The 23,257-nt window shown below is 69.2% G+C and carries 15 protein-coding genes and 2 tRNA genes; 6 read left to right on the plus strand and 11 right to left on the minus strand.

The genetic code is table 11. The features are described 5' to 3' along the window. Window positions 1–72: 72 nt before the first annotated feature. Window positions 73–945, minus strand: a complete 873-nt coding sequence (gene panB / locus ABZV44_RS20665) for a 3-methyl-2-oxobutanoate hydroxymethyltransferase (protein WP_354838374.1) — start codon at window positions 943–945, stop codon at window positions 73–75. 184 nt (window positions 946–1,129) lie between these two features. Further along, complete coding sequence (locus ABZV44_RS20670) at window positions 1,130–2,269, minus strand: trypsin-like peptidase domain-containing protein (protein ID WP_354838377.1); 1,140 nt, start codon at window positions 2,267–2,269, stop codon at window positions 1,130–1,132. Window positions 2,270–2,613: 344 nt separating this feature from the next. Here ABZV44_RS20670 and ABZV44_RS20675 point away from each other — a divergent pair, with 344 nt between their 5' ends. The 3 genes from ABZV44_RS20675 to ABZV44_RS20685 all read left to right on the plus strand — a co-directional run bounded on the left by ABZV44_RS20675 (window position 2,614) and on the right by ABZV44_RS20685 (window position 8,793). Then, the gene (locus ABZV44_RS20675; protein WP_354838533.1) at window positions 2,614–4,089 is read left to right on the plus strand and encodes an alpha/beta hydrolase; all 1,476 of its coding nucleotides are present in this window, start codon (window positions 2,614–2,616) and stop codon (window positions 4,087–4,089) included. A gap of 73 nt (window positions 4,090–4,162) precedes the next feature. Continuing rightward, window positions 4,163–5,503 (plus strand): glutamine synthetase family protein, encoded by a 1,341-nt coding sequence (locus ABZV44_RS20680; RefSeq protein ID WP_354838380.1) that lies wholly within the window; start codon window positions 4,163–4,165, stop codon window positions 5,501–5,503. 275 nt (window positions 5,504–5,778) lie between these two features. Next, window positions 5,779–8,793 (plus strand): bifunctional [glutamine synthetase] adenylyltransferase/[glutamine synthetase]-adenylyl-L-tyrosine phosphorylase, encoded by a 3,015-nt coding sequence (locus tag ABZV44_RS20685; RefSeq protein ID WP_354838383.1) that lies wholly within the window; start codon window positions 5,779–5,781, stop codon window positions 8,791–8,793. 217 nt (window positions 8,794–9,010) lie between these two features. Here the strand turns inward: ABZV44_RS20685 and ABZV44_RS20690 are convergent, their stop codons facing one another. The 5 genes from ABZV44_RS20690 to ABZV44_RS20710 all read right to left on the minus strand — a co-directional run bounded on the left by ABZV44_RS20690 (window position 9,011) and on the right by ABZV44_RS20710 (window position 14,018). Beyond that, on the minus strand, window positions 9,011–10,246 hold the full coding sequence (locus ABZV44_RS20690) for a hypothetical protein (protein ID WP_354838386.1): 1,236 nt from the start codon (window positions 10,244–10,246) through the stop codon (window positions 9,011–9,013). Window positions 10,247–10,380: 134 nt separating this feature from the next. After that, on the minus strand, window positions 10,381–12,963 hold the full coding sequence (locus ABZV44_RS20695) for a hypothetical protein (RefSeq protein WP_354838389.1): 2,583 nt from the start codon (window positions 12,961–12,963) through the stop codon (window positions 10,381–10,383). A gap of 27 nt (window positions 12,964–12,990) precedes the next feature. After that, window positions 12,991–13,062 (minus strand) — tRNA-Arg (locus ABZV44_RS20700). Window position 13,063: 1 nt separating this feature from the next. Then, window positions 13,064–13,138 (minus strand) — tRNA-Lys (locus tag ABZV44_RS20705). A gap of 55 nt (window positions 13,139–13,193) precedes the next feature. After that, complete coding sequence (locus ABZV44_RS20710) at window positions 13,194–14,018, minus strand: class I SAM-dependent methyltransferase (RefSeq protein ID WP_354838536.1); 825 nt, start codon at window positions 14,016–14,018, stop codon at window positions 13,194–13,196. Between the two features lie 302 nt (window positions 14,019–14,320). Here ABZV44_RS20710 and ABZV44_RS20715 point away from each other — a divergent pair, with 302 nt between their 5' ends. Continuing rightward, complete coding sequence (locus ABZV44_RS20715) at window positions 14,321–15,637, plus strand: metallopeptidase (protein ID WP_354838392.1); 1,317 nt, start codon at window positions 14,321–14,323, stop codon at window positions 15,635–15,637. Between the two features lie 60 nt (window positions 15,638–15,697). Here ABZV44_RS20715 and ABZV44_RS20720 read toward each other — a convergent pair whose 3' ends face one another. The 3 genes from ABZV44_RS20720 to ABZV44_RS20730 all read right to left on the minus strand — a co-directional run bounded on the left by ABZV44_RS20720 (window position 15,698) and on the right by ABZV44_RS20730 (window position 19,720). After that, complete coding sequence (locus tag ABZV44_RS20720; RefSeq protein ID WP_354838395.1) at window positions 15,698–16,537, minus strand: lysophospholipase; 840 nt, start codon at window positions 16,535–16,537, stop codon at window positions 15,698–15,700. A 161-nt stretch (window positions 16,538–16,698) separates the two neighbouring features. Beyond that, on the minus strand, window positions 16,699–18,063 hold the full coding sequence (locus tag ABZV44_RS20725) for a M20/M25/M40 family metallo-hydrolase (protein ID WP_354838398.1): 1,365 nt from the start codon (window positions 18,061–18,063) through the stop codon (window positions 16,699–16,701). 4 nt (window positions 18,064–18,067) lie between these two features. Further along, entirely contained in the window at window positions 18,068–19,720 is a 1,653-nt protein-coding gene (locus ABZV44_RS20730) for a CocE/NonD family hydrolase (RefSeq protein ID WP_354838401.1), read from the minus strand. 154 nt (window positions 19,721–19,874) lie between these two features. On the opposite strand from ABZV44_RS20730, the gene ABZV44_RS20735 reads away from it, so the two are divergent. Beyond that, window positions 19,875–20,432, plus strand: a complete 558-nt coding sequence (locus ABZV44_RS20735; protein WP_354838404.1) for a GyrI-like domain-containing protein — start codon at window positions 19,875–19,877, stop codon at window positions 20,430–20,432. 67 nt (window positions 20,433–20,499) lie between these two features. Here ABZV44_RS20735 and ABZV44_RS20740 read toward each other — a convergent pair whose 3' ends face one another. Then, on the minus strand, window positions 20,500–21,408 hold the full coding sequence (locus ABZV44_RS20740; RefSeq protein ID WP_354838406.1) for an oxygenase MpaB family protein: 909 nt from the start codon (window positions 21,406–21,408) through the stop codon (window positions 20,500–20,502). Window positions 21,409–22,037: 629 nt separating this feature from the next. Between ABZV44_RS20740 and ABZV44_RS20745 the strand changes: the two genes are divergently transcribed. Beyond that, window positions 22,038–23,210 carry a helix-turn-helix domain-containing protein gene (locus tag ABZV44_RS20745; RefSeq protein WP_354838409.1) on the plus strand — a complete coding sequence of 391 codons (1,173 nt, stop codon included), beginning with the start codon at window positions 22,038–22,040 and terminating at the stop codon, window positions 23,208–23,210. Window positions 23,211–23,257: the final 47 nt, after the last annotated feature.

The following is a 23,257-nucleotide window of genomic DNA, read 5'->3' on the forward strand; positions in this document are numbered from 1 at the left end:
GCCTATTGCTATGAAAGAAACGCCCCCGCGGTCCTCGCGGGGGCGTTCTCGATCACTGCGCGGCCGGGCGGCTCAGTAGCTGTGCTCCGGACCCGGGAACACGCCGCGCCGCACCTCGTTGGCGTAAGTGGCTGCGGCGGTACGCAATTGACCGCCCACATCCGCGAACTGCTTGACGAACTTGGCGGTCTTGCCGCCGGTGTAGCCGACCATGTCCTGCCAGACCAGCACCTGCGCATCGCATTCCGCGCCGGCGCCGATGCCGACGGTCGGAATGGTCAGCTTGCGGGTGACCTGCCCGGCCAGTTCGGCGGGCACCATCTCCATGACCACCGAGAAGGCCCCGGCCTCCTGCACCGCGATGGCGTCGGCGACGAGCTGCTCGGCCCCGTCGCCGCGGCCTTGCACCCGGAACCCGCCGAGGGTGTTGACGCTCTGCGGGGTGAACCCGATGTGCGCCATCACCGGAATGCCGGCGGCGGTCAGCTTGTGGATGGTGTCGGCCACCCGCTCGCCGCCTTCCAGCTTCACCGCGTGCGCGCCGCCCTCCTTCATGAACCGGACGGCCGTGGCCAAGGCCTGCTCGGGGGAGGACTCGTAGCTGCCGAACGGCAGATCCGCCACCACCAGCGCGTGCGGCGCACCGCGCACCACGCCGCGCACCAGCGGGATGAGCTCGTCGACGGTGATCGCGACCGTGGTGTCGTAGCCGTACACCACATTGGCGGCCGAATCGCCGACCAGCAGGACCGGAATCTCGGCCTCTTCGAAGAGCCGGGCGGTGGAGTAGTCGTATGCGGTGAGCATGGACCAGCGCTCACCGGCCTGCTTCATCTGCTGCAGGTGCTGCACTCGCGTCTTCCGCCGCCGCTCCGCCTCCCCGCGCTTGGGAGTCTTCGGCGCCGCAGACCCGTACACAGGGGTTTCCGCATCGGATACGGACATCATCGTCCCTTTCGTCGTTCCTCGAGGCCCATGACCGGGTCCCCGGGTTGTTCTGACGAATGTCAGTCTGCCATTCCGGCCGCTCCCGGCAGGGATGCAATTCCTCACACCGCAGGCAGATGAGAGACACCGTGCGCAGAGAAAGAGGCGAGGGATGCACCCCTCGCCTCTTTCCCGCTACTCGCTAGCCGATCGGGCCCTTACCCAATTGGACCTGGGCCGACCGGGACTGGCCGGTCTGGTCGGTCCACTTCAGGGTGACGGTGTCGCCCGGGTGGTGCTGATCCATGGTCGAGGTGAGGTCGTTGGCCGAGGTGACCGCGTGGTCGTCGACGCCGGTGATGACGTCGCGGGCCTCGAGACCTAGCTGGTCCGCCGGGCCGCCCTGGACCACGCCCCGGATCTGCGCGCCGCCGGAGACCGAGCTGACCGAGACGCCGATGAACGCGGTGTCGCCGATGTGCACGCGATCCGAGGCCTGGCCGGCCTCGATCTGCTTGGCCACCGACAGCGCCTTGTTGATCGGGATCGCGAAGCCCTCGCCGCCGCCGATGCTGAAGCGGAAGCCCTTGGAGGCGGCGGTGTCCATGCCGATGACCTGTCCGGCCGCGTCGACCAGCGGGCCGCCCGAATCCCCGGGTTCGATATTGGCGGCGACCTGGATGAGCCCGGTCAGCTGCTCGGAGCTGCCGGTGGAGTCGTCGCTGGCGGTGATGGCCCGGTTCAGGGCGGTCACCTTGCCCGCGGCCGCGGTGGGCGTGCCGCGTCCACCCGCATTGCCGACGCCGGCCACCGTGTCGCCGACCGCCACCTTGTCCGAGTCGCCGAGCGGCGCGGTCTGCAGACCGGACGCACCAGTCAGTTTGATGACCGCCATGTCCTCACTGCGGTCGAAGCCGACCACGGTGGCGTCGTAGGTCCGGCCATTGCCCAGATCAGTGACCGAGATCTTTGTCGCGCCCTCGACCACGTGGTTGTTGGTCAGCACGTAGCCGTCCGAACCGATCACGATGCCGGTGCCCGCGCCCTCACCGTTCTGCAGCCCCAGCTCGGTGTTCACGTCCACGATGCCCGGCACCACGCCCTGCACGGCGGAGTCGAGATCGGCCGGGGGCGTGGTGAAGTCGATCGGCTGGCTCTGGGTGACGCCACCCGGCGAGTGTGCGATCGGGCTCCCCGGCAGCGTCGACGGCCCGCAGGCCACCAGGCCCAGGGTGGCGGCCAGCGCCACTGCCGCGGCGGCCGCGGCCCGGATGGTGCGTGAACGCGATGAACCGGATCCGGCCGCGGCGGACCGATTCGGCGAATGTGGTTGCACGGTCATGGCATCCCTCATCACTAGAGCCCCCAGGTCACCTTCCATTAAGCATGCCGTTTCTGAGAGCGGACTGGGGACTTACCGTGTGAACGCCCACGTACCCGGTGGTCTCGGCTCCGAACCTCTACCGTTGCCGAATCCGTGCCATGCGTGACGTTTCGCACAGCGGTGGCGAGCGCGATGTACACAGCGGTGACGGCCGCAACGTGAACAACAGTGCGGCCGGAATGTAAACGGAGAGATATATGGACCGGACGAGGGGTGCGAGGGTGATTTCGGCGGGATGGCACGATCGTGGGATGGCGTTGATGCGAACCGGCCGGGTCGTGCTCCTGGTGACGGCGTTGGCGATGACCGCGGCTGCGTGCACCAGCGTGGTGGACGGCAAGCCCACCGCGAGCACACCGGTGGGGATGGATTCCTTCTACAACCAGACCCTGACCTGGGGCAGCTGTGCCGATTACAGCGAAGACGAGATGCCCAAGAACTCCGAGTGCACACGGGTCACGGTGCCGGTCGACTACGCCGATCCCAACGGTGCGACCGCCAAGATCGCGATCTCGCGGGTCCGGGCCACCGGCAACAAGATCGGCTCGCTGCTGCTCAACCCCGGCGGTCCCGGCGTGACCGGACTGAACATGGTCACCCTCGGTGACAGCACCCAGCTGGCCGAACGGTTCGACCGCATCGGCTTCGATCCGCGTGGCATCGGCGCGTCGCAGCCGGCCATCAAGTGCATGACCGCGGCCGAGGACGACGCCCAGCGCGCCGAGCCCAACAAGGACAACTCGCCCGCGGGCATCGCGGCCGCGGAGAACGAGAACAAGGACTTCGCCGGCAAGTGCGTCGAGCGCACCGGCAAGGACTTCCTGGCCCACGTCGGCACCCGGGAGGTCGTGCAGGACATGGACGTGATCCGGGCGGCGCTGGGTGATCAGAAGCTGACCTACCTGGGCTACTCCTACGGCACCCGCCTCGGTTACGCCTACGCCGAGAAGTTCCCCGACCACGTGCGCGCGCTGGTGCTCGACGGCGCGCTGGACCCCGAGCAGGATCCGGTCAAGGAGTCGGTGGCGCAGGCCGCCAGCTTCCAGAAGGCCTTCGACGCCTACGCCGTGGACTGCGCGGCCAAGGAGAAGACCAACTGCCCGCTCGGTGATGACCCGGGACAGGCCACCAAGAAGTTCCGCTCGCTGGTGGATCCGCTGTGGGACAAGCCGGTTCCCACTCAGGACCCGCGCGGTCTGCACTACGGCGACGCCATCACCGGTGTGCAGCAGACCCTCTACTCCAACCGCCTGTGGCCCGCCCTCACCAAGGGCCTGCGTGAACTGGCCCAGGGCAGCGGCGACACGCTGCTCGCCCTCGCCGACATGTACGACGGCCGTCACGACGACGGCACCTACGACAACAGTTCCGACGCGTTCAATGCCATTCGCTGTGTCGACGACCCGGCCATTACCGACCGGTCCATCGCAGCCAAGCAGGACGCCGACTACCGCCGCGTCGCACCCTTCCTCGACGACGGCCACGGCAGCAACGCCGCGCCGCTGGAGCTGTGCGCCATCTGGCCGGTCCCGAATACCAGCGCGCCGCACAAGCTTTCGATCCAGGGACTGCCGAAGACCGTGGTGATCTCCACGACCGAGGACCCGGCCACCCCGTACCAGGCCGGTGTCAACCTGGCGCAGCAGCTCGGCGCGTCGCTGATCACCTACAAGGGCACCCGACACACCGTGTCGCTCTCCGGAGTTCAGTGTGTCGACGACCCGGTGATTTCGTATCTCGTTGATCTGAAAGAGCCTGCGGCGGGCCTCACGTGTTGAGTGGGCACGACTCGCCGCGCCTCCTGACGTTCATGTAACACGGATTTAACTCCAGGACCCTACGCTCGCGGTCATGGACCGTCAGAAGGAATTCGTGCTCCGGACGCTCGAAGAACGGGATATCCGATTCGTGCGACTGTGGTTCACCGATGTCCTGGGGTATCTCAAGTCTGTCGCGATCGCGCCCGCCGAACTCGAGGGCGCTTTCGAGGAAGGCATCGGATTCGACGGTTCGGCCATCGAGGGGTTTGCCCGGGTCTCCGAGGCGGACATGGTGGCCAAGCCGGATCCGTCCACCTTCCAGGTGCTGCCGTGGTCCACGTCGAAGGGACACCAGCACTCGGCGCGCATGTTCTGCGATATCGCCATGCCGGACGGTTCGCCGTCCTGGGCCGATCCCCGGCACGTGCTGCGCCGCCAGCTGAACAAGGCCGGTGACCTGGGCTTCAGCTGCTACGTGCACCCCGAGATCGAGTTCTTCCTGCTCAAGCCGGGCCCGCACGACGGCACGATGCCCGTTCCGGCCGACAATGGCGGCTTCTTCGACCAGGCCGTGCACGACGAGGCCCCGAACTTCCGCCGCCACGCCATCGACTCGCTGGAATCCATGGGCATCTCCGTGGAATTCAGCCACCATGAGGGCGCGCCGGGCCAGCAGGAGATCGACCTGCGCTACGCGGACGCGCTGTCCATGGCCGACAACGTCATGACCTTCCGCTACCTGATCAAGGAAGTGGCCATCGACGAGGGCGTGCGGGCCAGCTTCATGCCCAAGCCGTTCGCCGACCACCCGGGTTCGGCCATGCACACCCACATGTCGCTGTTCGAAGGCGAGCAGAACGCCTTCGCCGACCCGGACGACCCGGACAACCTGTCGGAGACCGCGCGCGCGTTCATCGCGGGCATTCTCGAGCACGCGCACGAGATCTCCGCGGTCACCAACCAGTGGGTGAACTCCTACAAGCGCCTGATCCACGGCGGCGAGGCGCCGACGGCCGCCTCCTGGGGCCGGTCGAATCGCTCTGCGCTGGTGCGGGTTCCGATGTACACGCCGAACAAGTCGGCCTCGCGTCGCGTCGAGATCCGCAGCCCTGACAGCGCCTGCAACCCGTACCTGGCCTTCGCGGTGCTGCTGGCCGCGGGTCTGCGCGGCATCGAGAAGGGCTACACGCTGCCGCCGGAGGCCGAGGACGACGTGTGGTCGCTGACCAGCGCCGAGCGTCGCGCCATGGGCTTCCGCGAACTGCCGGCGTCGCTGGACGAGGCGCTCAAGGCCATGGAGAAGTCCGAGCTGGTCGCCGAGACGCTGGGCGAGCACGTCTTCGACTTCTTCCTGCGTAACAAGCGCCGCGAGTGGGCGGGCTACCGCGCCCAGGTGACGCCCTACGAGCTGAAGGAATACCTCGGGCTGTGACATTTTGCCCTCCGCTTCGCTCCGGGCGGTTCGCGGCCCTGTGACCTCGGCCTTCCCTCCTCCGCTCCTCCGCTTCGCTCCCACGCTCCAAGCGCGGGGAGGCGGAGCGCAGTCCAGGCCGAGGCGGGCCGCGAACTCTGGGTGGAGTGCCCTCGGGATTTGCGGAACCGGGGCGGGTGCATTCAGGAGTCGAACCGGCTGCGAGCGGGCAACGATGTCCCGTTTGAGAGGGATGGGCGGCACGTCCGATCAGCGTGACATGTAATTTGAAGGGCATGGTTCGGCCACCGACTGCTCGCTCCGCTGTACCCGGTGTCGGACGGCTCGGTCTGCTCGAGCCGTCGGCCGCCGACTCTCTGCGAGAGTTGGCGTGGGACAACGTGGACAGCGTGCCACTGCTATGGGCGCTGTCGCGGTCCCCCGACGCCGATCTGGCGCTGCTGACGCTCATCCGGCTGCGCGAGCAACTCGGGAGCGACTGGGCCGCTGTGGATTACGAGCTGCGCCGGGATACCGCGCTGCGCGGGCGGCTGCTGGCCCTCATCGGCTCGTCGAGCGCCTTCGCCGATCACCTGGTGGCGGATCCGGGCTCCTGGCAGCTGCTGAAGCGGAAGACGCTGCCCGATCGGGCGGAGCTGCTCGCGGATCTGCTGGACGCCGTGCACGCCACCCCGGAGACCGGGGAGAACGCCGGGCCCATGATGCACCGGGCCGGCGTGGCCGGGCCGGAGGCGATCGCCTTGCTGCGCAAGCGGTATCGCGATCAGCTCATGCTGCTGGCCGCCATCGACCTGGCCGCCACCGTGGAGAACGAACCGGTGCTGCCGTACCAGCAGGTCGGCCGGCACCTCACCGATCTGGCCGACGCGGCGCTCACCGCGGCGCTGTCGGTGGCGATCGCCCGGGTGTGCCCCGACCGGGAGACGCCGGTCCGGCTGGCCGTCATCGCCATGGGCAAATGCGGTGCGCGGGAACTGAATTACGTCTCCGATGTCGACGTCATCTTCGTCGCCGAACCGGCCGACACCACCGCCACCCGGCTCGCCGCCGAGATGATGAGCGTGGGCAGCGCGGCCTTCTTCGAGATCGACGCGGCGCTGCGGCCGGAGGGCAAGGCCGGCGCGCTGGTGCGCACCCTGGACTCGCACATCGCCTACTACAAGCGCTGGGCGCGCACCTGGGAATTCCAGGCGCTGCTCAAGATGCGGCCCGCCACCGGCGATCTCGCACTCGGCGCCGCCTACCGTGACGCACTGATGCCCATGGTGTGGGCGGCCAACGAGCGGCCGGACTTCGTGGCGGACGTGCAGGCCATGCGGCGGCGCGTCGAGGACCTGGTGCCCGCGGACCTGCGCGAACGCGAACTGAAACTGGGGCACGGCAGTCTGCGCGACGTCGAATTCGCTGTCCAGCTACTGCAATTGGTGCACGGCAAGGCCGACGAATCGCTGCACGTGCAGGGCACGGTGGAGGCGCTGACCGCACTGGCCGCGGGCGGCTATGTGGGCCGCGACGACGCCGCCAACCTGACCGCCTCCTACGAATTCCTGCGGCTGCTCGAACACCGCCTGCAGCTGCAGCGACTCAAGCGCACCCACACCCTGCCCGCCCCCGAGGACGAGGAGGGCATCCGCTGGCTGGCCCGCGCCGCGCACATGCGGCCCGACGGGCGGCAGGACGCGGTCGGGGTGCTCACCAGCGAGATCAAACGCAATGCGGTGCGGGTGCGGCGGCTGCACGCCAAACTGTTCTACCGGCCGCTGCTGGAATCGGTTGCGCGCCTGGACGCCGCCAGTCTGCGACTCAGCCCCGAGGCGGCGGTGCGGCAGCTGGCCGCGCTGGGCTATGTGGCGCCGGAGAACGCGCTCGGGCATCTGAAGGCGCTGACCGGGGAGGTCGGGCGCAAGGGACGGATCCAGGCGCTGCTGCTGCCGACCCTGCTCGAATGGCTCGGTGAGACACCGAATCCCGACGCGGGCCTGCTGGCCTACCGGCGGGTGTCGGAAGGGCTCGACAACGAGATCTGGTTCCTGCGCGAACTGCGCGACGAGGGCGCCATCGCGCAGCGGCTGATGATCGTGCTCGGGTCCTCGGCGTACCTGCCGGATCTGCTGATCAATGCGCCCGAGACCATTCGCATGTACGCCGACGGGCCGGACGGGCCGCTGCTGCTCGCCACCAAGCCCTCGGATGTGGCGCGCGGAATCCTTTCCGGCGCACGTCGTTACGACGACCCGAGGCGGGCGGTCGCGACCGCGCGCTCGCTGCGCCGGCACGAGCTGGCCCGCGTGGCCTCGGCGGATGTGCTGGGCATGCTCGAGGTCCCGCAGGTGTGCGAGGCGCTGTCCTCGGTGTGGATCGCCACCCTGGAGGCGGCGCTGCAGGCCGTGATCCGGGCCAGTGAGGCCGAACTCGGCAGGCGCGCGCCCGCCGACTTCGCCGTCATCGGCATGGGCCGGCTGGGCGGGATGGAACTCGGCTACGGCTCCGACGCCGACGTGCTGTTCGTGTGCGATCCGCGGCCCGGCGAGGACGAGACCGTCGCGGTGAAATGGGCGATCAGCGTCGCCGAACAGGTGCAGCGACTGCTCGGCGCGCCGAGCACCGACCCGCCGCTCCAGGTCGATGCCGGGTTGCGGCCCGAGGGCCGTAACGGTGCGCTGGTCCGCACGCTCGCCGCCTACTCCGCCTATTACACGCAGTGGGCGCAGCCCTGGGAGGTGCAGGCTCTGCTGCGCGCCCACCAGGTCGCCGGCGACCGCGAACTCGGAATCCGGTTCCTGCGCACCATGGATCCCATCCGCTATCCGGAGGGCGGCATGTCCCCCGAGGGCGTGCGCGAGATCCGCCGCATCAAGGCTCGCGTCGACTCCGAACGCCTGCCGCGCGGCGCCAACCCCGCCACCCACACCAAACTGGGCCGCGGCGGCCTCGCCGACATCGAATGGACCGTCCAGCTCCTGCAGCTCCTGCACGCCCACGAGGACCCCGAACTCCACAACACCTCCACCCTCGAATCCCTCGACGCCATCGAACGCGCCGAGTTGATCGACACCGCCGACGCCGCCCTCCTCCGCGACGCCTGGCTCACCGCCACCAAGGCCCGCAATGCCCTCGTCCTGGTCCGCGGCAAACCGGCCGACCAACTCCCCGGCCCCGGCACCCTGCTCTCCGCCGTGGCCCGAGTCGCCGGCTGGCCCAACGACGACGGCAGCGAATTCCTCGACCACTACATGCGTGTCACCCGTCGCGCCAAAACGGTCGTGGAACGCGTCTTCGGCGGCGAGTAGGAGCCGCGCCGGCGGCACGAATCCTCCTCACGCCCTGCCTGTTTGCGACGTTGCAGCCGGTCGCCGTCAGTAGGCGCACATCGACAGTGCGGCGGTGAGGTCTCTCGTCTGCCGGGGGCGGTCGCGGTGGTGGACCTGTTCGAGGCCACAGGTGTGCCGCGCGAGGCAGCGGCGGAGACCTCCATCGCCGGCTCGCGGCGCTCGTCCGGCCGAGGGATCAGCCCGGGTCGTCGATGTCGGGTTGCGCGAGATCGTTTCGGGCTGCGGGGAATTCGGCACCGATTGCGGGTGGGACGTGGGGGAGGGGGCTTCCGAGGAGTTCGTCCTGGCGGTCGCGGATCAGCCAGGGTGGGGTGCGATGGGATGAATCCGGGTCGGTGGTGGGGCGGCCGCCGGGGGCGAACATGCCGGAAGGTGCCGAGCCGGGTGGGGCGGCGAGGTTGGGGGAGTTGGGTTGTCTGGGCTGGGTGAGGGGTTCGGGGCTGGGCGGGCCGGGGAAGCTGCGACCCGGATCGGGGGTAGCGGGGGTGGGGGAGAGCGGGATGGCCGGGTGGCCGCCGGGGGTCGGGGTGAACGGGGACGTGGGTGGGGTGGTGGCGGCGGGCTCGGTTTCGGGATCGGTCCGATGAGGGGCGGTCGAGGGCTGATTGCCGGAGGTTCGGCGGTCGGGACTCGGGTATGCGGGATCGTGCGCATCGGCTTCTGTCCCGGAGCCCGGAAGGTGTTGGGAATCGCCCGGATCGGTTGCGGCGGCCGTGGTGCCGGGAGACTGAGGTCCGGGATCGTGACCGCCGCCCGGGCCGCTCCGGGTATTCGAGAGCGGGGTGGTGGGCCGGCCTGTGTCCGGGGCGGAATCGGGTGTGCCGCCGAGGTTTTCGGATGCGGTATCGCCGGGAGATCTGAGCGCGAAGAAGGCGGGGACGGCTGTGCCGGCGGGTGGGTAGATCGGGACGTAGTTGGCATCCAGGGCGGCCAGTGCGAGGTGGTACTGCTCGTCTTTGGTGTCGGCGGGGGCGTCGGGTACAGGTGGTGGCACGGTTTTCCGGACGGCTTCGGCGCCGTAGGCGGCAGCGATCACGCGGTGGCCGGTGCTGTGCGCGATTTCGGCGACATCCGTGGCGTCGCGGACGAATTGGCGGGCAGCGGTCTCGGCGGCGTCGGCGAGATGGCCGGACATAGCGGCGGCGAGGGTGGTCTGGACGGTGGCGTGCAGGGTGCTCAGGGCGCCGAACATGCTGTCGGCGATGCTCACCCAGATCTGGGCGGCCGCGTGCATGTCGCCGGGGTTCATGGCCTGGACGCGGGCGTGGATCTGCGCGTGCGAGAACCGGGGAAAATGCTCCAGCTGCCGGATGTAATCCGGGTCGAGTCCGCGCCCGGCGATCCGCGACTGCTCATGTTCGGCGCCCGACTGACTCAATCGGGCCCTGCGCCGCAAAGCTTCCGGTTCCATCGGCCTCCTCCCATCGTCCGGCGTCTCCCCACTTGGACGCCAGGGGCGGGGCACTGGTTCCGCGCCCCACCGTGTCGGGGAGTGATTCGCTTGCGGGCAGCGCTCGGACGTGCCGGCAACCGAAACGATGGCGGTCAGCCGAAATACCAGTGGCGTCCCACCGCCCAGCCGAGCAGGCGGCGGCCGGCTCCGTTCGGCTCGAGGCCGTTCGGCGCGAACCGGCCGCCCGCCACGATGTGGGCCAATCCCGCGACGGCTGGCTCCAGGCGCGGGACAGCGTGTTGGTCGATCAGCCGGTCGATCTGGCCGGTCTGGCCGGCGAGATCGCAATAGCTGAGCAGGAATACGGCCTGCCGCCACGCGTAGGCGGCGTTCTTCACCTGGATGAGGGCGGCATGACCGTGGGCGGGCTGACTCAGGCGCCGGATGATCCAGTCGAAGGTGCGGTTCGCCAGATCGGGCGCGGACTCGCGCAGCTGTTCGCCCAGATCCAGCGCGTCGACGAGGACAACCAGATTGTGGGTGGTCAGGATCTGGCTCTGCTCCAGCAGCGCGCCATTGCGGGCGACGTAGTCGTGCCGGGTACCTGCCTCGACGGCGCGCCGCGCACACAGCTCCGTGAAATCGGTGGCAGTGGACTTGCCCCACCGGATTTCGCTCCGCGCACCCGCGCGCCAGTGGTCGGCCGACGGCAGGTCGTAATACCGCTGGTACAGCGTGCCTGTCAGGGTCCGGCTCGCAATGATCGCCGCTGCCCGCCACTTCTCGGTGAACGTGCCCATGAAGATGTCCGCCGCCACCTCCTCGACCAGCGGCACCCGCAGCCCGGCCTGCTCTGCGAGAGTGTGGAATTCGCGCACCAGAGGGTTCGGCAGCACCGCCTCCGGAAACGACTCGATGGCCAGCAACGTCGTCTGCCGCAGCAGCCGCCGCGCCGCCGCCGATCCACCACCGGAGTTCCCGTCGCGGGATTCCCGGGACTTCCTGGAGCGGAGGCCATCGGACGACCCGGCGCGGGTTGCGTCGTCCGGCTTTCCGGTGCCGGTCGCCGTGCGCAGCGCGTGCAGGGCTGTGACCCAGGGCAATTCGTCGAACCGCACCTGATACTGGAGGTTGAGCAGCAGCAGGCTGCGTCGCTGCCGGAAGGCCGTGTACATCTGCTCGTACAGGCTCGCGGCCACCGGATCAGCGATATCGGCGGCCAGCAGCCGGGAGGTGAGCTGTGGCAGCATCGCCGCCAGCACCTCGCCGGAACCGACGATTCCGCGCTGGACCAGCTCCTCGGCGGGCGCTTCCAATGCGCGAATCGCCTTGTCCTGCAAATGCTGTGGGATGGTGGTGCCGTCGGCGATCGCGACCCTGTCGTCCGCCCCGACCGGCGTGGTGACAGGGTCCAGCGAGGGCAGGCCACCGTCCGCGGGGAAGCGTTCGATGCGCGTCAGGAGAACGCCGGCGAAATCCGTATACAGCGGCGCGGCAATAGCGGCCGCCTGTTCCGCCCGCGCTGACTCCCGTGCGGCGCTACCGGGTTCCCCGTGCCGGGCGAGCGTATTGGCCAGCGCCCGGCGAACTCGATCAACCTGGTGCGGGTTCAGCAGACTCGTACGTGCCGGCCGAGTGTCCGCGTCGGTCGACTGCGCGGCGCCCGGGTGCGGGTTCGCTGACTGCGAGTCCACCGATCGAGCGGCCGCCGACTGCTGGTTGGCCGGGTTCGTTGCCGGTGCGGGCCCGGCCGACATGCGGGCGGTGGTTCCTGATGACACATCGATCGAGCCGTTGTCGCGGGCCTCGTCGCGGATGCTCAGCAGCGCCTCGTGGAGGTGGGTGAAGTTGCTCTTGCGGTGGGCGTGGTGGCCGCGGAACTCGTGGGTGGTGCGGGCGGACTCGAAATCGGCCAGCCAGCGGGCACGTTCGTGCATCCAGTGGGGCGGGACGGCGCTGCCCGGAAGGCCGCCGATGACGGTGCCGGTGCGGTCGCGGCTCGGGAGGTCGCCGTCGACGGTGGCGCACCAGAGTGCGACCAGACGGTCGTAGAGCGGGGTCCAGACCTCGATGGTGGCGTGCATGAGGGTCAGTTGTTCCGGGGTGCGCACGCCGCGCAGGGCGTCGGCGGCCTCGGCGACGGTCGCCACCCGCACCGCCGCGCCGGACGGGCGGGCCACGAGGTCGAAGGCGGGGGTGAAGCGCAGACGCGACATGTACGGGCGGAGTTCGGCGACCAGGTCGAGCGCCTGCTCGGGAAAACCCTTGTCCAGCAACAGGGCTACGACGAGCAGCGCCGCATGCTCGGGGAGCTGGATGCGATAGTGGCCGCTGCGCAGGGCTGCCAGGAGCTGGGCCTGGCCGGCGTCGCCGAGGTACCAGAGGTTGAGTCGTTCGCGGGGGTTGTCGCCGGGCACCTCGGCGGGCAGGTCGGCGACTCGTTCCGCCTCGTCCCGGGTGAGTGGGGCCTCGGCGAGGCCGCGGCCGGTGGTGAATCCGCCGTGTGCGACCTCCAGGGTCACCCAGGCGGGCAGGTCGGCGACGGGGGTGCGGCTGCCGACCGTGACGCGGCCGCTCGCCAATCCGTCCAGCACCTCGCGCCAGCGTTGCGCCTTGGCCTCTGCTCGCCGCCGCTCGGCCTTGTTCGCCCCGGCGCGCACGATGGCGGTCAGCGCGCGCGACAGCTGCCCCGTCGCATACCGCTGCGGACCATGGCGAAAGACCTGATCGGACAAGGGAACTCCTGAATCGGTGACAAGCAGACCTGGCCGCGAGATTCGAACTCGCGCCCTCCCGGTCCGAAGCCGGGTGCTCTGCCGCTGAGCTAGGCCAGGGTGGGCATGGAGGCAGGATTCGAACCTGCGCCCTCCCGGTTAAGAGCCGGGTGATCTACCGCTGATCTACTCCATGTGGCGTCCGGATCGTATCCGGGGCGGAACCGGATGCGCACGAACATTTTTCGATGTCAGTGTTTGCGTGCCTGCAGGGTGAAGCTGAGGGGCAGGCGTTCGGGGTGTTCGGCGAGCCGCCATTCGGAGTCCTCGCCGCACACCATGCGACCGGGGAGGGCCTCCCACGGCACGCTGTGGTGCTCGACGAGCTGGGTGAGGGTCAGGTCGGCCTGCAGGACGGCCTCCACGATCTCGCCGAGGCCGTGATTCCACTCGTGGGTGGTGCTGTGCGCGACCGCCAGATCGATGTCCACATAGGTGGTTCCGTCGTCGAACACCATGGGCTCCGCCGTCTCGAAGTACGGGTAGCCGAGGGTGAGCGCGTCGGTGCGGGCCTCGTCCACGGCCATCCGGACCGGATGGTCGTCGCGGATGAACAGCCGCCCGCCCGGCCGCAGCAGCCCGGCCACCGTCTCGGCCCACCGGCGGATGTCGGGCAGCCAGCACAGCGCCCCGATGCCGGTGTACACGAGATCGAATCGCGCAGCGCCGAGCACGGTTACGGCGTCGTAGACGTCGGCCTCGACGAAATCGATTGGCGTGGCGCTGGATTCGGCGAGCTTGCGAGCCTCGGCCAGGGAGGCGGGGGAGAAGTCGAGGCCGGTCATGGTGGCGCCCAGCCGCGCGAGGGAGAGGGTGTCGGTGCCGATGTGGCATTGCAGGTGCACAGCGTCCAGACCGCGGATGTCGCCGAGGCGCGGCAGGTCGAAGCGGACCACGTGGCTCAGGAACGACGGATCGGTCCGGAATTTGTCGAGGGCGTAGTCGCCGGAACCGGCGTGCAGCGGAGCGCGATCGTCCCAGTTGGCCCGGTTCAGGCGGCGGTAGTCGCTCATGATGCTCGACTGTGCCATGAATGCGGCGGCCGTCTCAGCTGATTTTCCGGATGCGTGTCGCGAGCGGCGCGCCGTGACCGGGCCGATGATTCCCACCGGCAGTTGCGAGACCGGGGACTTCCTGCGATATGTCGGTGGATACTCGGAGCAGGTCCCGAGTGGTGAGCGGGAGGCGAGATGGGGACGTCGCGGGTGCGGCTGGGGCTGGCCGTCGTGCTCTTGGTGGCGGGGGTGGTCCTCACCGGTTGTTCGGCCGTCAAAGGACCAGCCGCACAAAATGTTTCGGCTCCGGCGACGACCAATCCGTGGGACTCACCGGGCAGACCTCGGCGAGCGGGCCCAGCGGTCCCCGGACCGGGGTGCCGGACGCGGATCTGCGGGCCGAGAACGGGGACGGCGGGGCCATCGACAAGCTGGCCCTGAACGCCATCTCCGATATCGCCGACTACTGGAAAGGGCAGTACGCCAAGACCTTTCCGGGCACCTTCACCCCGGTGACCCGATTCATCTCCTGGGATGCCACCGCGCCCCGCGCCCGGGCCGTCGATTTCTGCCGCAGCAGCACCTATCAGGAGGTCAATGCCGCCTACTGCAGCGTCGACCAGACCATCGGCTGGGATCGCGGCACCCTGCTGCCCGAACTCGTGAAGAAGTTCGGGCAGCTGGCGGTGGTCATGGTGCTGGCCCACGAATACGGGCACTCGGTCCAGGCGCAGGCCAAACTGAACGGCTTCTTCACTTCGAGCGTGGTGCGCGAACAGCAGGCCGACTGCTTCGCGGGGGTGTTCCTGCGGTCGGTGGCGGAAGGGAATTCGCGGCACTTCACCCTCAACACCACCGACGGGCTGAACGGCGTGCTGGCCGCGGTCATCTCCTTCCGGGACCGGGAACCCGGCGCGTCGCAGGATGAGCACGGGACCGCGTTCGAACGGGTCACCGCCGTGCAGATGGGCTACACCGACGGCACGACCGCGTGCAAGGGCATCACCCGCAGCGAGCTTCAGAAACGGCGCGGCACCCTGCCCACCAGTTTCCAGCCGGGGGACAAGGCCAAGCAGCTGCCGGTGGACCAGCCCGACCTGACGCTGGTGGCGCAGTCGCTGGCCCGCACCTACCCGATCCAGCCGGAGCCCGCCTACGACTACACGGGGCTCACCCGCACCTGCCCGAACGTGACCGCGACCCAACCTGTTTCGTACTGTCCGAGCACCAATGTCATCGGCACCGACGTGCCTGCCTTGGCGAAACGGGCGGTCGCCGGTGACAACGGTGATCTGTTCTCGGCCATGGTGGGCGGCGACTACAACGCCTTCGTCGTCTTCGTCTCCCGCTACATGCTCGCCGTGCAGCAGGCCCGGAAGCTGAGCATCACCGGGGCCGGCACCGCGGGTCTGCGCGCCGCCTGCTTCTCGGGCGTGTACAGCACCCAGCTCAGCCGGCCCGGCAGCGACTTGCAGCTCTCCGCAACCGATCTCGACGCGGCGATCTCCGGACTGTTGCTCGACGGGCTGGCCGCCGCCGATGTCAACGGCGCTCTGGTTCCCAGCGGCTTCGTGCGGCTCGAGGCCTTCCGGACCGGGGTGCTGGACGGCGAGGACGCCTGCCTGAAGGCTTACCGGTAGCGGACCAACGGCCGGAATCCGGAGTAGCGCAGTGGATTCCGGCCGTTTACGGCCGCCGGCTCAGTTCTGCGGCAGGTGCGCCTCGAGCCAGTTCACCAGGTCGGTGAGCACCTTGTCCTGTTCGGGCTCGTTGTAGATCTCGTGGTAGAGCCCGTCGTAGCGGATGACCGTCTTGTCCTTCGACGCCGCGCTCCGCTCCAGCAGGTCGCTGCCGGTGGGCGAGGCGAGGCCGTCGGAGGTGCCGTGCTGGACCAGCAGCGGGGCGGTCAGGCGGTCCAGGTGGGACTTGACGTACTCGCCCGCGCGCAGCATCTCACCGGCGGTGCGGGCCGGGACGCCGCCGTGGTGCACCAGCGGATCCTCGTCATAGGCGCGCACCACATCGGGGTCGCGGCTCACCAGCGTCGAATCCAGCTTCACCACCGGCAGATTCGGCAGGTACTTCGACACCAGCGGCGCGGCCAGGCGCTGCACCGCATTGCCCGCCTCGATATCGATGGCCGGGGCCGACAGCACGACGCCGGTCACCTCCGGCTGGTCGCGGGTGGCCAGGTAGGCGGTGGTGAGGCCGCCCATGCTGTGGCCGATGAGGAAGCTCGGCAGTCCGGGATGGCGTCCGGTGGCGGTGGTGAGCATGGTGCGCACATTGTCGGCCGCGGTATCCAGCGAGACGACATTCGCCCGCGGGCCCTCCGATTTGCCGTGCCCGGTGTGGTCGAGCGCGTAGACCGCGACCCCGGACTCGGTGAGCCGCTGCGCGACATGCGCGTACCGGCCGGAGTGCTCGGCGTACCCGTGCACGATCACGGCGACGGCGCGGGGGTCGCCGTCGGGCAGCCACGCCTGCCAGAACACGCGGCCTTCCGCTCCCTGGAATTCACCGGTTTCCGTGCGGGTCATTCGCCGCTCCCTTCGGTTCGAGGTCGTCACGCTGCCGGAGGGTGCGCCCGCCCAACACGGTGCGCCCGAAATGTCGAGTACCGGCGGAGTCATTCTCGCGCATCCGGCGCGTGGCGGGGCCGGACGGGCAAATCCGTCCGGTGGAGTGGGGGTTGCCGGGGTCAGCCGACGAGGCGGTCGAGCAGAAGCCGGTTGAACCGGATCAATCGGGCGTAATCGGCGCGGGAGATGCGTTCGTCCGTGCCGTGGATACGCTCCAGATCGGTGGCGGTCAGGATGATCGGCGCGAAATTACAGCGGGTGGCGGCCAGATCGTCGTAATAGCGGGAGTCGGTGGCGCCCGGGACGACGCCGACCGTGACGGCGATGCCCGGCGCGACCTCGCGCGCGACACCGGCGACGAGATCGAAGTCCGGGCCCGCCGACGGGTCGGCCGAGGGCTCGGAGGTGGTGCCGTCGAGTTCGATGGATACGCCCTTGTCCCGCACCACCTTCCGGCAGTGGGCCAGCACATCGGCCACCGAATCGCCCGGCAGGATGCGGAAGTTCACGAACGCCTCGGCCCGCTGCGGCAGCACATTGGGCTTCACCCCGCCGCTGATCATGGTCGGCGCGGTGGTGGTCCGCACCAGCGCCTCGGTCTGCGGCCGGGCCGCCAGCACCCGCGCCGCGATGGCCCCGGCCACGTGCACCAGCCCGAGCAGCGTCCGGCGCGGTTCGGACATGAATTCCCGTACCCGCGTGAGCATGTCGACCGCGACCGGCGTCAACCGCAAGGGGAACGGATGATCCTGAATACGTGCGACCGCCCGCGCCAGCCGCCCCACCGCGGTCTGCCGTCCCGGCATCGACGAATGCCCGCCCACATCGGTCACCGACAGCCGCACCGTCGCGAACCCCTTCTCGCCCACCATGATCGTGGCCACCGGCACGTCGATCCCGTCGGCCACACCCGTGGTGATCACGCCGCCCTCGTCGACCAGCAACCGGGCCCGGACACCGGCGTCACGCAACCGCTGCGCCATCCGTCCCGCGCCCTCGGCGCCGAAGATCTCCTCGTCGTGCCCGAACGCGAGATACACGGTCTCCCTGGGCCGGACACCCGCACTCAACGCCCGCTCGACCGCTTCCAGAATCGCCAGTACCCGGCTCTTGTCATCGATAGCCCCACGCCCCCAGATGAATTCGTCATCGACCACGCCGTCGAACGGCGGGTGCGTCCACGCCTCCAGATCGTCCACCGGCACGACATCCATATGCGCCAGCAGAATCGCCGCCACAGTGTCATCCGGCCCGTCGGCGGCCGCCCAGCGGTACAGGCGGCTGTGGCCGAAGGTTTCCCAGGTGAGGTGGGTGTGGACCAGTGGGAAGGACTGTTCGAGGTGAGCGGTGAGGCGGTCGAATTCGGCGCGGTCGATGCGGTCGCGGTTCTCGTAGGAGACGGTTCGGCAGCGGAGCGCCGCGGCCAGCCGCTCGGCGGTGGCATCGTCGACGGTGCGGGCGTCGGTCGGCGCGGTGCTGGTCATGGGCCTATCCGCCGGCCCTGGGCGGGAAGTTCGCGGTCACACTGGCATTGTTCACCACATCGGGGGACAGCGAGACCGACTTCTCGTTCCGCCACTTCGGAATGGCCTCGCTGATATCGCCGGGCAGGTCGGGGGTGCGGATGCTGGCGAGCAGCGGCAGGTGGATCTGGGCCGTGGTGACGGTGACCGGTGCGAAGGCCGGCGGGTGCGCCCACACGTCGTCGACCACGTCGGTGATGCGGATGCCGATCCGGTGGCCGGCGGCAAGGGGCCAGTCCTGTGCGAGCAGCCGGACCTGGGCGGTCGGGGTGACCGGGGCGATGCCGCGGGTGACGACGGTCGCCCGGTTGTTCGGGTCGATGTCGTAGACCTCGACGGTGACGGCTGCCGCGGCGGGCCCGTCCAGGCCGAGGGTGGCCGTCGCCTGACCGGACAGGTGCTGGTCCTGGTCGAGTGGCTGGGTCACGGTCCAGATCTCGCGGTCCGCGCCCGGGACAAGGCCGCGGTCGTTGTAGCGTCCGGTGCGCAGATCGATGTCGACGGCGCGGCTGTCGGCGGGCGGCCACGCGGTCTCCGAACGCCACCGGCCGTCGAACTGGCCGACGGTGATCCGGGGTCCGGGCACCGTCACGTCCTTGCCCGCCACGTGCCGGTCGAAGAACGCCAGCAGCTCGGTGGCGAAGTCGGGCGAACCGCATTTCTCGGTGCAGTCGCGGTGACCCCACTGCCCGAACCAGGCCCGGTGCTCGCCCGGGCCGAGCGCGTTCCACAGCGGGAAGACCCGGTCGGGGCGGGTGTTGTAGTCGACGAAGCCCTGGCTGAGGAACAGCGGAATGGTGTTGCCCCGCACCTTCTCCACCAGATCCCGGTCCCGCCAGAATGCGGAATTCGCGTCGTGGTTGGTGGTTTCGGCGAGGTAGTGCTGATAGCAGGCCGGATCGATGCTCGAAGCATTCGCCTTGTACTCGGCCGAATCGGTCGGATACGCGGGCGTGGAGGCGATCATCAGATGCTCGAAGCCCGCGAGATCGCCGGGCCGGAAGCCGTTCTCACTGATCGGCTTCAGCGAGAACTTCCAGGCGATGCCCTGCATGTAGAGGTAGGTGCTGGGATCCACGACCGGCTCGAAGGCGGCCACCGCCGCCAGTCCGGCGGGCTGCTCGGCCAGTCCCATGAGCCCGGTCCAGCCCTCGTAGGAGGTGCCGGCCAGCCCGACCCGGCCGGTCGACCACGGTTGTCCCGCAGCCCATTCCACCGCGGTCTTCACATCCGACCGCTCGCCCGGCCCGCCGAAATCGGGGCAGCCGTTGGAGCCGCCGAATCCGCGCAGATCCACGATCACGTAGGTGTATCCGGCCTGCAGGAACAGCGACGCCGGCAGATCGTCGGTGGACGGCCCGCCCTTGACCCGCGGCTCGCTCAACCGCATGAGGTGCGCCCGGTACGGGCTCACGGTCATGATCACCGGTGTGCGCACGTCGTCGGCGATTCCGACGGGTCGCAGCACGTCCGCGTGCAATCGCGTCCCGTCCGGTGCGGTGATGAACTCCTCGTGCCATTGATACTGCGCCTGCGCCCCCGCCCGCCCCGGCTCCGCCACAACCCCCACCACCAGTAGCAGCACGCCGATCAACGCGCGCCACAACACCATCCGCATGCTCACCATAGTGACCTTGGTGCTTGCGAGGGCCGCGATCCAGCCCCAGGAACCGGGGTGCGCGGTCCGCTTCCCGGTCGGCGCGCCACGCCGGGTTTGACCCTCCCGTCACGGGAGACCGCATCCTCGAATCGACCCCGAGGGAGGAGCACCCATGAAACTGGACCTGGCCAAGACCGACAGGCACTACTACGACGCCCCCGCCGAACCCGTCCTGCGCACCTTCCGGACCTGCAACTACGCGACGGTCAGCGGTGTCGGCGCACCCCTGGGCGACGCCTACACCGAGGCCGTCTCGACCCTGTACCGAGCCGCCTACGGCGCCAAGAAGATCGCCAAGGCCGAGGGCAACGATTTCGTGGTCCCCAAGCTGGAGGGCCTGTGGTGGGTCGAGTCGGACCGCCCCGCCCTGGAGGTGCCGCGTGACGAATGGCACTGGACCATGATGATCCGTATGCCCGACCCGGTGACCCCGGACATGGTCTCCGGAGCCACTTTCGAACAGCTCACCGAGGGTGACGCCATCCAGGTCATGCACCGCGGCCCGTACGCCACCGAGCCCGAGACCCTCGCCCGCATGGAAGCCTTCATGGCCGAACACCACTTGACCATGAACGGCCGCCACCACGAGATCTACCTCTCGGACCCGCGCCGGACCCAGGACGCCGCCATGCGCACCCTGCTCCGCCATCCGGTCCGGCCGCTGTCCTGACGGGGGAGCTCTCACCATGGCATCTCGCCCGGTTCCCTATGCTGAGAGCTCCCCCGATCCCGTGTGATTACACGGGACGGAGTTTGATCATCTTGCGGAGGCGGGCGCGGTCGCGTTCGAGGCGGCGGGCCTCGTAGGCAATGGGGAAGTAGCGGACGCGCTCGGGGAGGTGGGGGACGGTGCGTCCGATGACGCGGCCCAGGATGCGCAGGGCGCGTTCGTCTTTCGCGGTCCATTCCAGGCCGAGCCGGTCGCGGACCAGCTCGGGGGTGGTGCCGACGGTGAAGAAGTACTGGAGGCGGCCGACCGGGTTGGTGACGGCACGCCAGACGGGGTGCAGGGGAGCGGGGATCTGCTTGGGCGGGGCGATCTTCCGGATCACCTTCAGATAGTCGTAGGCGACATTCGTTGCGACGAGGTGGTTTTCGACCTGATCCTGGAACCAGGGCTCCCATTCCGCGTAGGTCGCGGGAATCTCCTTGGGGGCCACCGAGAAATTGCGCATGAGCTGCACGGTCTCCTGGTAATAGGACTCCTTGTCGGCGTCGGTGAGCTTCCGGCTGGAGAAGTACTTGTTGCCCTCGGTGAAGGCGAACACGCTGGTGTGCAGGACCCAGGCCCAGGGCGCGGACGCGAGGGCCCGGTGCTTGGCGCCCTGGGCGTCGGTGGAGTTCAGGGTGGCGTGCATCCGCCGCAGCCGGTCGGCCTCGGCGAGCGCCTCGTCGCCGCCGTAGATCCACATCATCACCGAGGCGATGCTGCGGGTGGCCCGGCCCATCGGGTCGGTGCGGAAGGTCGAGTGCTCGTCGACCACCGCGGCGATGGTCGGTTCCATGGTCTGCAGCAGGAAGGCGGACCCGGCGGTGAGGGAGAAGGTGAGCAGGCCGACGTCATCCCACATGCGGCTGCCGGGTTCGAACGGGCGGCGTTCGGGACGGCCTTTGGTCTCGTGGTCGAGCGCGACGGCGGCGGTCATGCTGATCTCCTTTGATCACTCCCGCCGGAGCGCCACACTGCGACAGGATGAGAGAGTTACTAGCAAATCTTCTCATCATGTCGCGAGCGTGGCAACCGTCACTCGAGCGTCGGTCCTCCACTGGTCGGATTCGGCGGGATTCGTCGCCTGCCGGCTCTCGGGCCGGGAACTCTCCCGGTCGGCGAGTATGACGGGTCGGGATGGCATACCGTGGGCAACGATTGAACGCCTGAATATCAGGTTATTTCGACGAATTATGTTGGTGCGCAATAAAGCCCGCTACTCAGCGGCTGGAGATGTGATCCGAGTCGGCCTTCTCGGTCCGGGGTGCCCTGTTGACGGATGTCGCCTGCTGAGGACGTCGTGCTACCCTCGGTATCGGTACCGACGGTACCAGTATGGAGCCTTCCCATCATGAATGTCACGGCAACCACGAGCGCGGTGCTGCCGCCAGGGCCGCCTCTGCCCGCCGCTCTCCAGGCACTGATCTACTTCAGCGATCCGATCGGATCGCGCGGCGGCGGAATGGGCTGCCGCGGGTGACTCCGCGGCCTGACCGGGCGTCCGCGCCGACACACCGGCGGACGAGAGCCGCCGCGACCGGGAAACGCCCTCCGACCCGGCGTGCCATGATCTTGGACGCTGCCGTGGACGCCTTCGCGCACGGTGGCTATCACGGCACGTCCATGTCCGATATCGCGGCGGCCGTGGGCATTTCGGCGCCAGCGCTGTACCGGCACTTCCACGGTAAGCAGGAACTGCTCGGGCAGTGCCTGCTGGTCGGCCTCGACGACACCCTGACGCGTGTCGAGGCCGCCCACCGGGCCGACCCGTCGGGGGCGGCGGTACCGGCCGCTCTGGTCCGGGTCGCGCTCGAGCTGCGTGAGCTGCCCAGGCTGTGGCAGTTGGAGTTCCGCAATCTGACGCCCGGTGACCGGACCGCGGTGCTGCTGCGCGCCGCCCGGCTCACCGGATACCTCAGACACTGGATTCGCGGCTGCCGTCCCGAACTGAACGTCGCCGATGTCGAGCTGCTGAGCTGGTGTGTGCTGTCGGTCGCGGTCAGTCCGTCCTATCACCGGACCGAGCTGCCGCTGCCGATCGCCGCGCAGCTGCTCGAATCCGTTGTCGCCGAGGTGATCCGGACCGAGCTGCCGGATCGGACGGCGGGGCGGCCGCCGACGCGCTCCGCGCGGCTCGACGGTGCGAATACCGCGCTGGATCGAGCGCTCCGGTCCGAGCGGATGCTCGCCGAGGCCGCCCGGCTGTTCAGCACCCGCGGTTTCGCCGCCGTCGGCATCGAGGACATCGGCGCGGCGGTCGGGGTCTCGGGACCCGCACTGTACTACCACTTCTCGAACAAGGCCGAACTGCTCGATCGGATCGTGCGACGGCAGGACGAATGGCTGCAGCTGACACTGGTGCGGGCGGTCGCGGAGACCCGCAGCGCCGAGGCGTCGATGCGCTCGCTGATGCGCAGCTTCGCGCGATTCGGCGTCGACGAACCGGACCTGCTGGCCATCACCGTCAGCGAAACACGTCACCTGCCCTACGACGCGGTGCAGCGCTACCGGCGCGTCCGCCTGGACAGCATTGCCCAGTGGGGGCGCATGTTGCAGGCGGTCCGGCCCGAGATCCCGGCCGCGGTGGCGCGGCTGCTGGTCCGCGCATCCACCACGGTTGTCATCGAGGCCGTGCGCAATCCGCGGTTGCGGTGGCGTGACGATCTCGTCGACGTCCTGGTTGCGGTCGACGAGCGGATCGCGGCGGCCCCGATCGGCGTCCGTGCGGCGGCCCGGTGAATTACGCCACTTAGCGGCCATTCACTTAGTCGATTCGAATTGCCTGC

Origin of the sequence: Nocardia sp. NPDC004860 (genome assembly GCF_040609015.1) — a bacterium.
Lineage (GTDB): Bacteria > Actinomycetota > Actinomycetes > Mycobacteriales > Mycobacteriaceae > Nocardia.

Excerpts from the sequence above, each read along its gene's own strand:
- panB (WP_354838374.1), bottom strand. The coding sequence starts at position 945 with ATGTCCGTATCCGATGCGGAAACCCCTGTGTACGGGTCTGCGGCGCCG.
- ABZV44_RS20670 (WP_354838377.1), bottom strand. The coding sequence starts at position 2,269 with ATGACCGTGCAACCACATTCGCCGAATCGGTCCGCCGCGGCCGGATCC.
- ABZV44_RS20675 (WP_354838533.1), top strand. The coding sequence starts at position 2,614 with ATGACCGCGGCTGCGTGCACCAGCGTGGTGGACGGCAAGCCCACCGCG.
- ABZV44_RS20680 (WP_354838380.1), top strand. The coding sequence starts at position 4,163 with ATGGACCGTCAGAAGGAATTCGTGCTCCGGACGCTCGAAGAACGGGAT.
- ABZV44_RS20685 (WP_354838383.1), top strand. The coding sequence starts at position 5,779 with ATGGTTCGGCCACCGACTGCTCGCTCCGCTGTACCCGGTGTCGGACGG.
- ABZV44_RS20690 (WP_354838386.1), bottom strand. The coding sequence starts at position 10,246 with ATGGAACCGGAAGCTTTGCGGCGCAGGGCCCGATTGAGTCAGTCGGGC.
- ABZV44_RS20720 (WP_354838395.1), bottom strand. The coding sequence starts at position 16,537 with ATGACCCGCACGGAAACCGGTGAATTCCAGGGAGCGGAAGGCCGCGTG.
- ABZV44_RS20725 (WP_354838398.1), bottom strand. The coding sequence starts at position 18,063 with ATGACCAGCACCGCGCCGACCGACGCCCGCACCGTCGACGATGCCACC.
- ABZV44_RS20730 (WP_354838401.1), bottom strand. The coding sequence starts at position 19,720 with ATGCGGATGGTGTTGTGGCGCGCGTTGATCGGCGTGCTGCTACTGGTG.
- ABZV44_RS20735 (WP_354838404.1), top strand. The coding sequence starts at position 19,875 with ATGAAACTGGACCTGGCCAAGACCGACAGGCACTACTACGACGCCCCC.
- ABZV44_RS20740 (WP_354838406.1), bottom strand. The coding sequence starts at position 21,408 with ATGACCGCCGCCGTCGCGCTCGACCACGAGACCAAAGGCCGTCCCGAA.
- ABZV44_RS20745 (WP_354838409.1), top strand. The coding sequence starts at position 22,038 with ATGATCTTGGACGCTGCCGTGGACGCCTTCGCGCACGGTGGCTATCAC.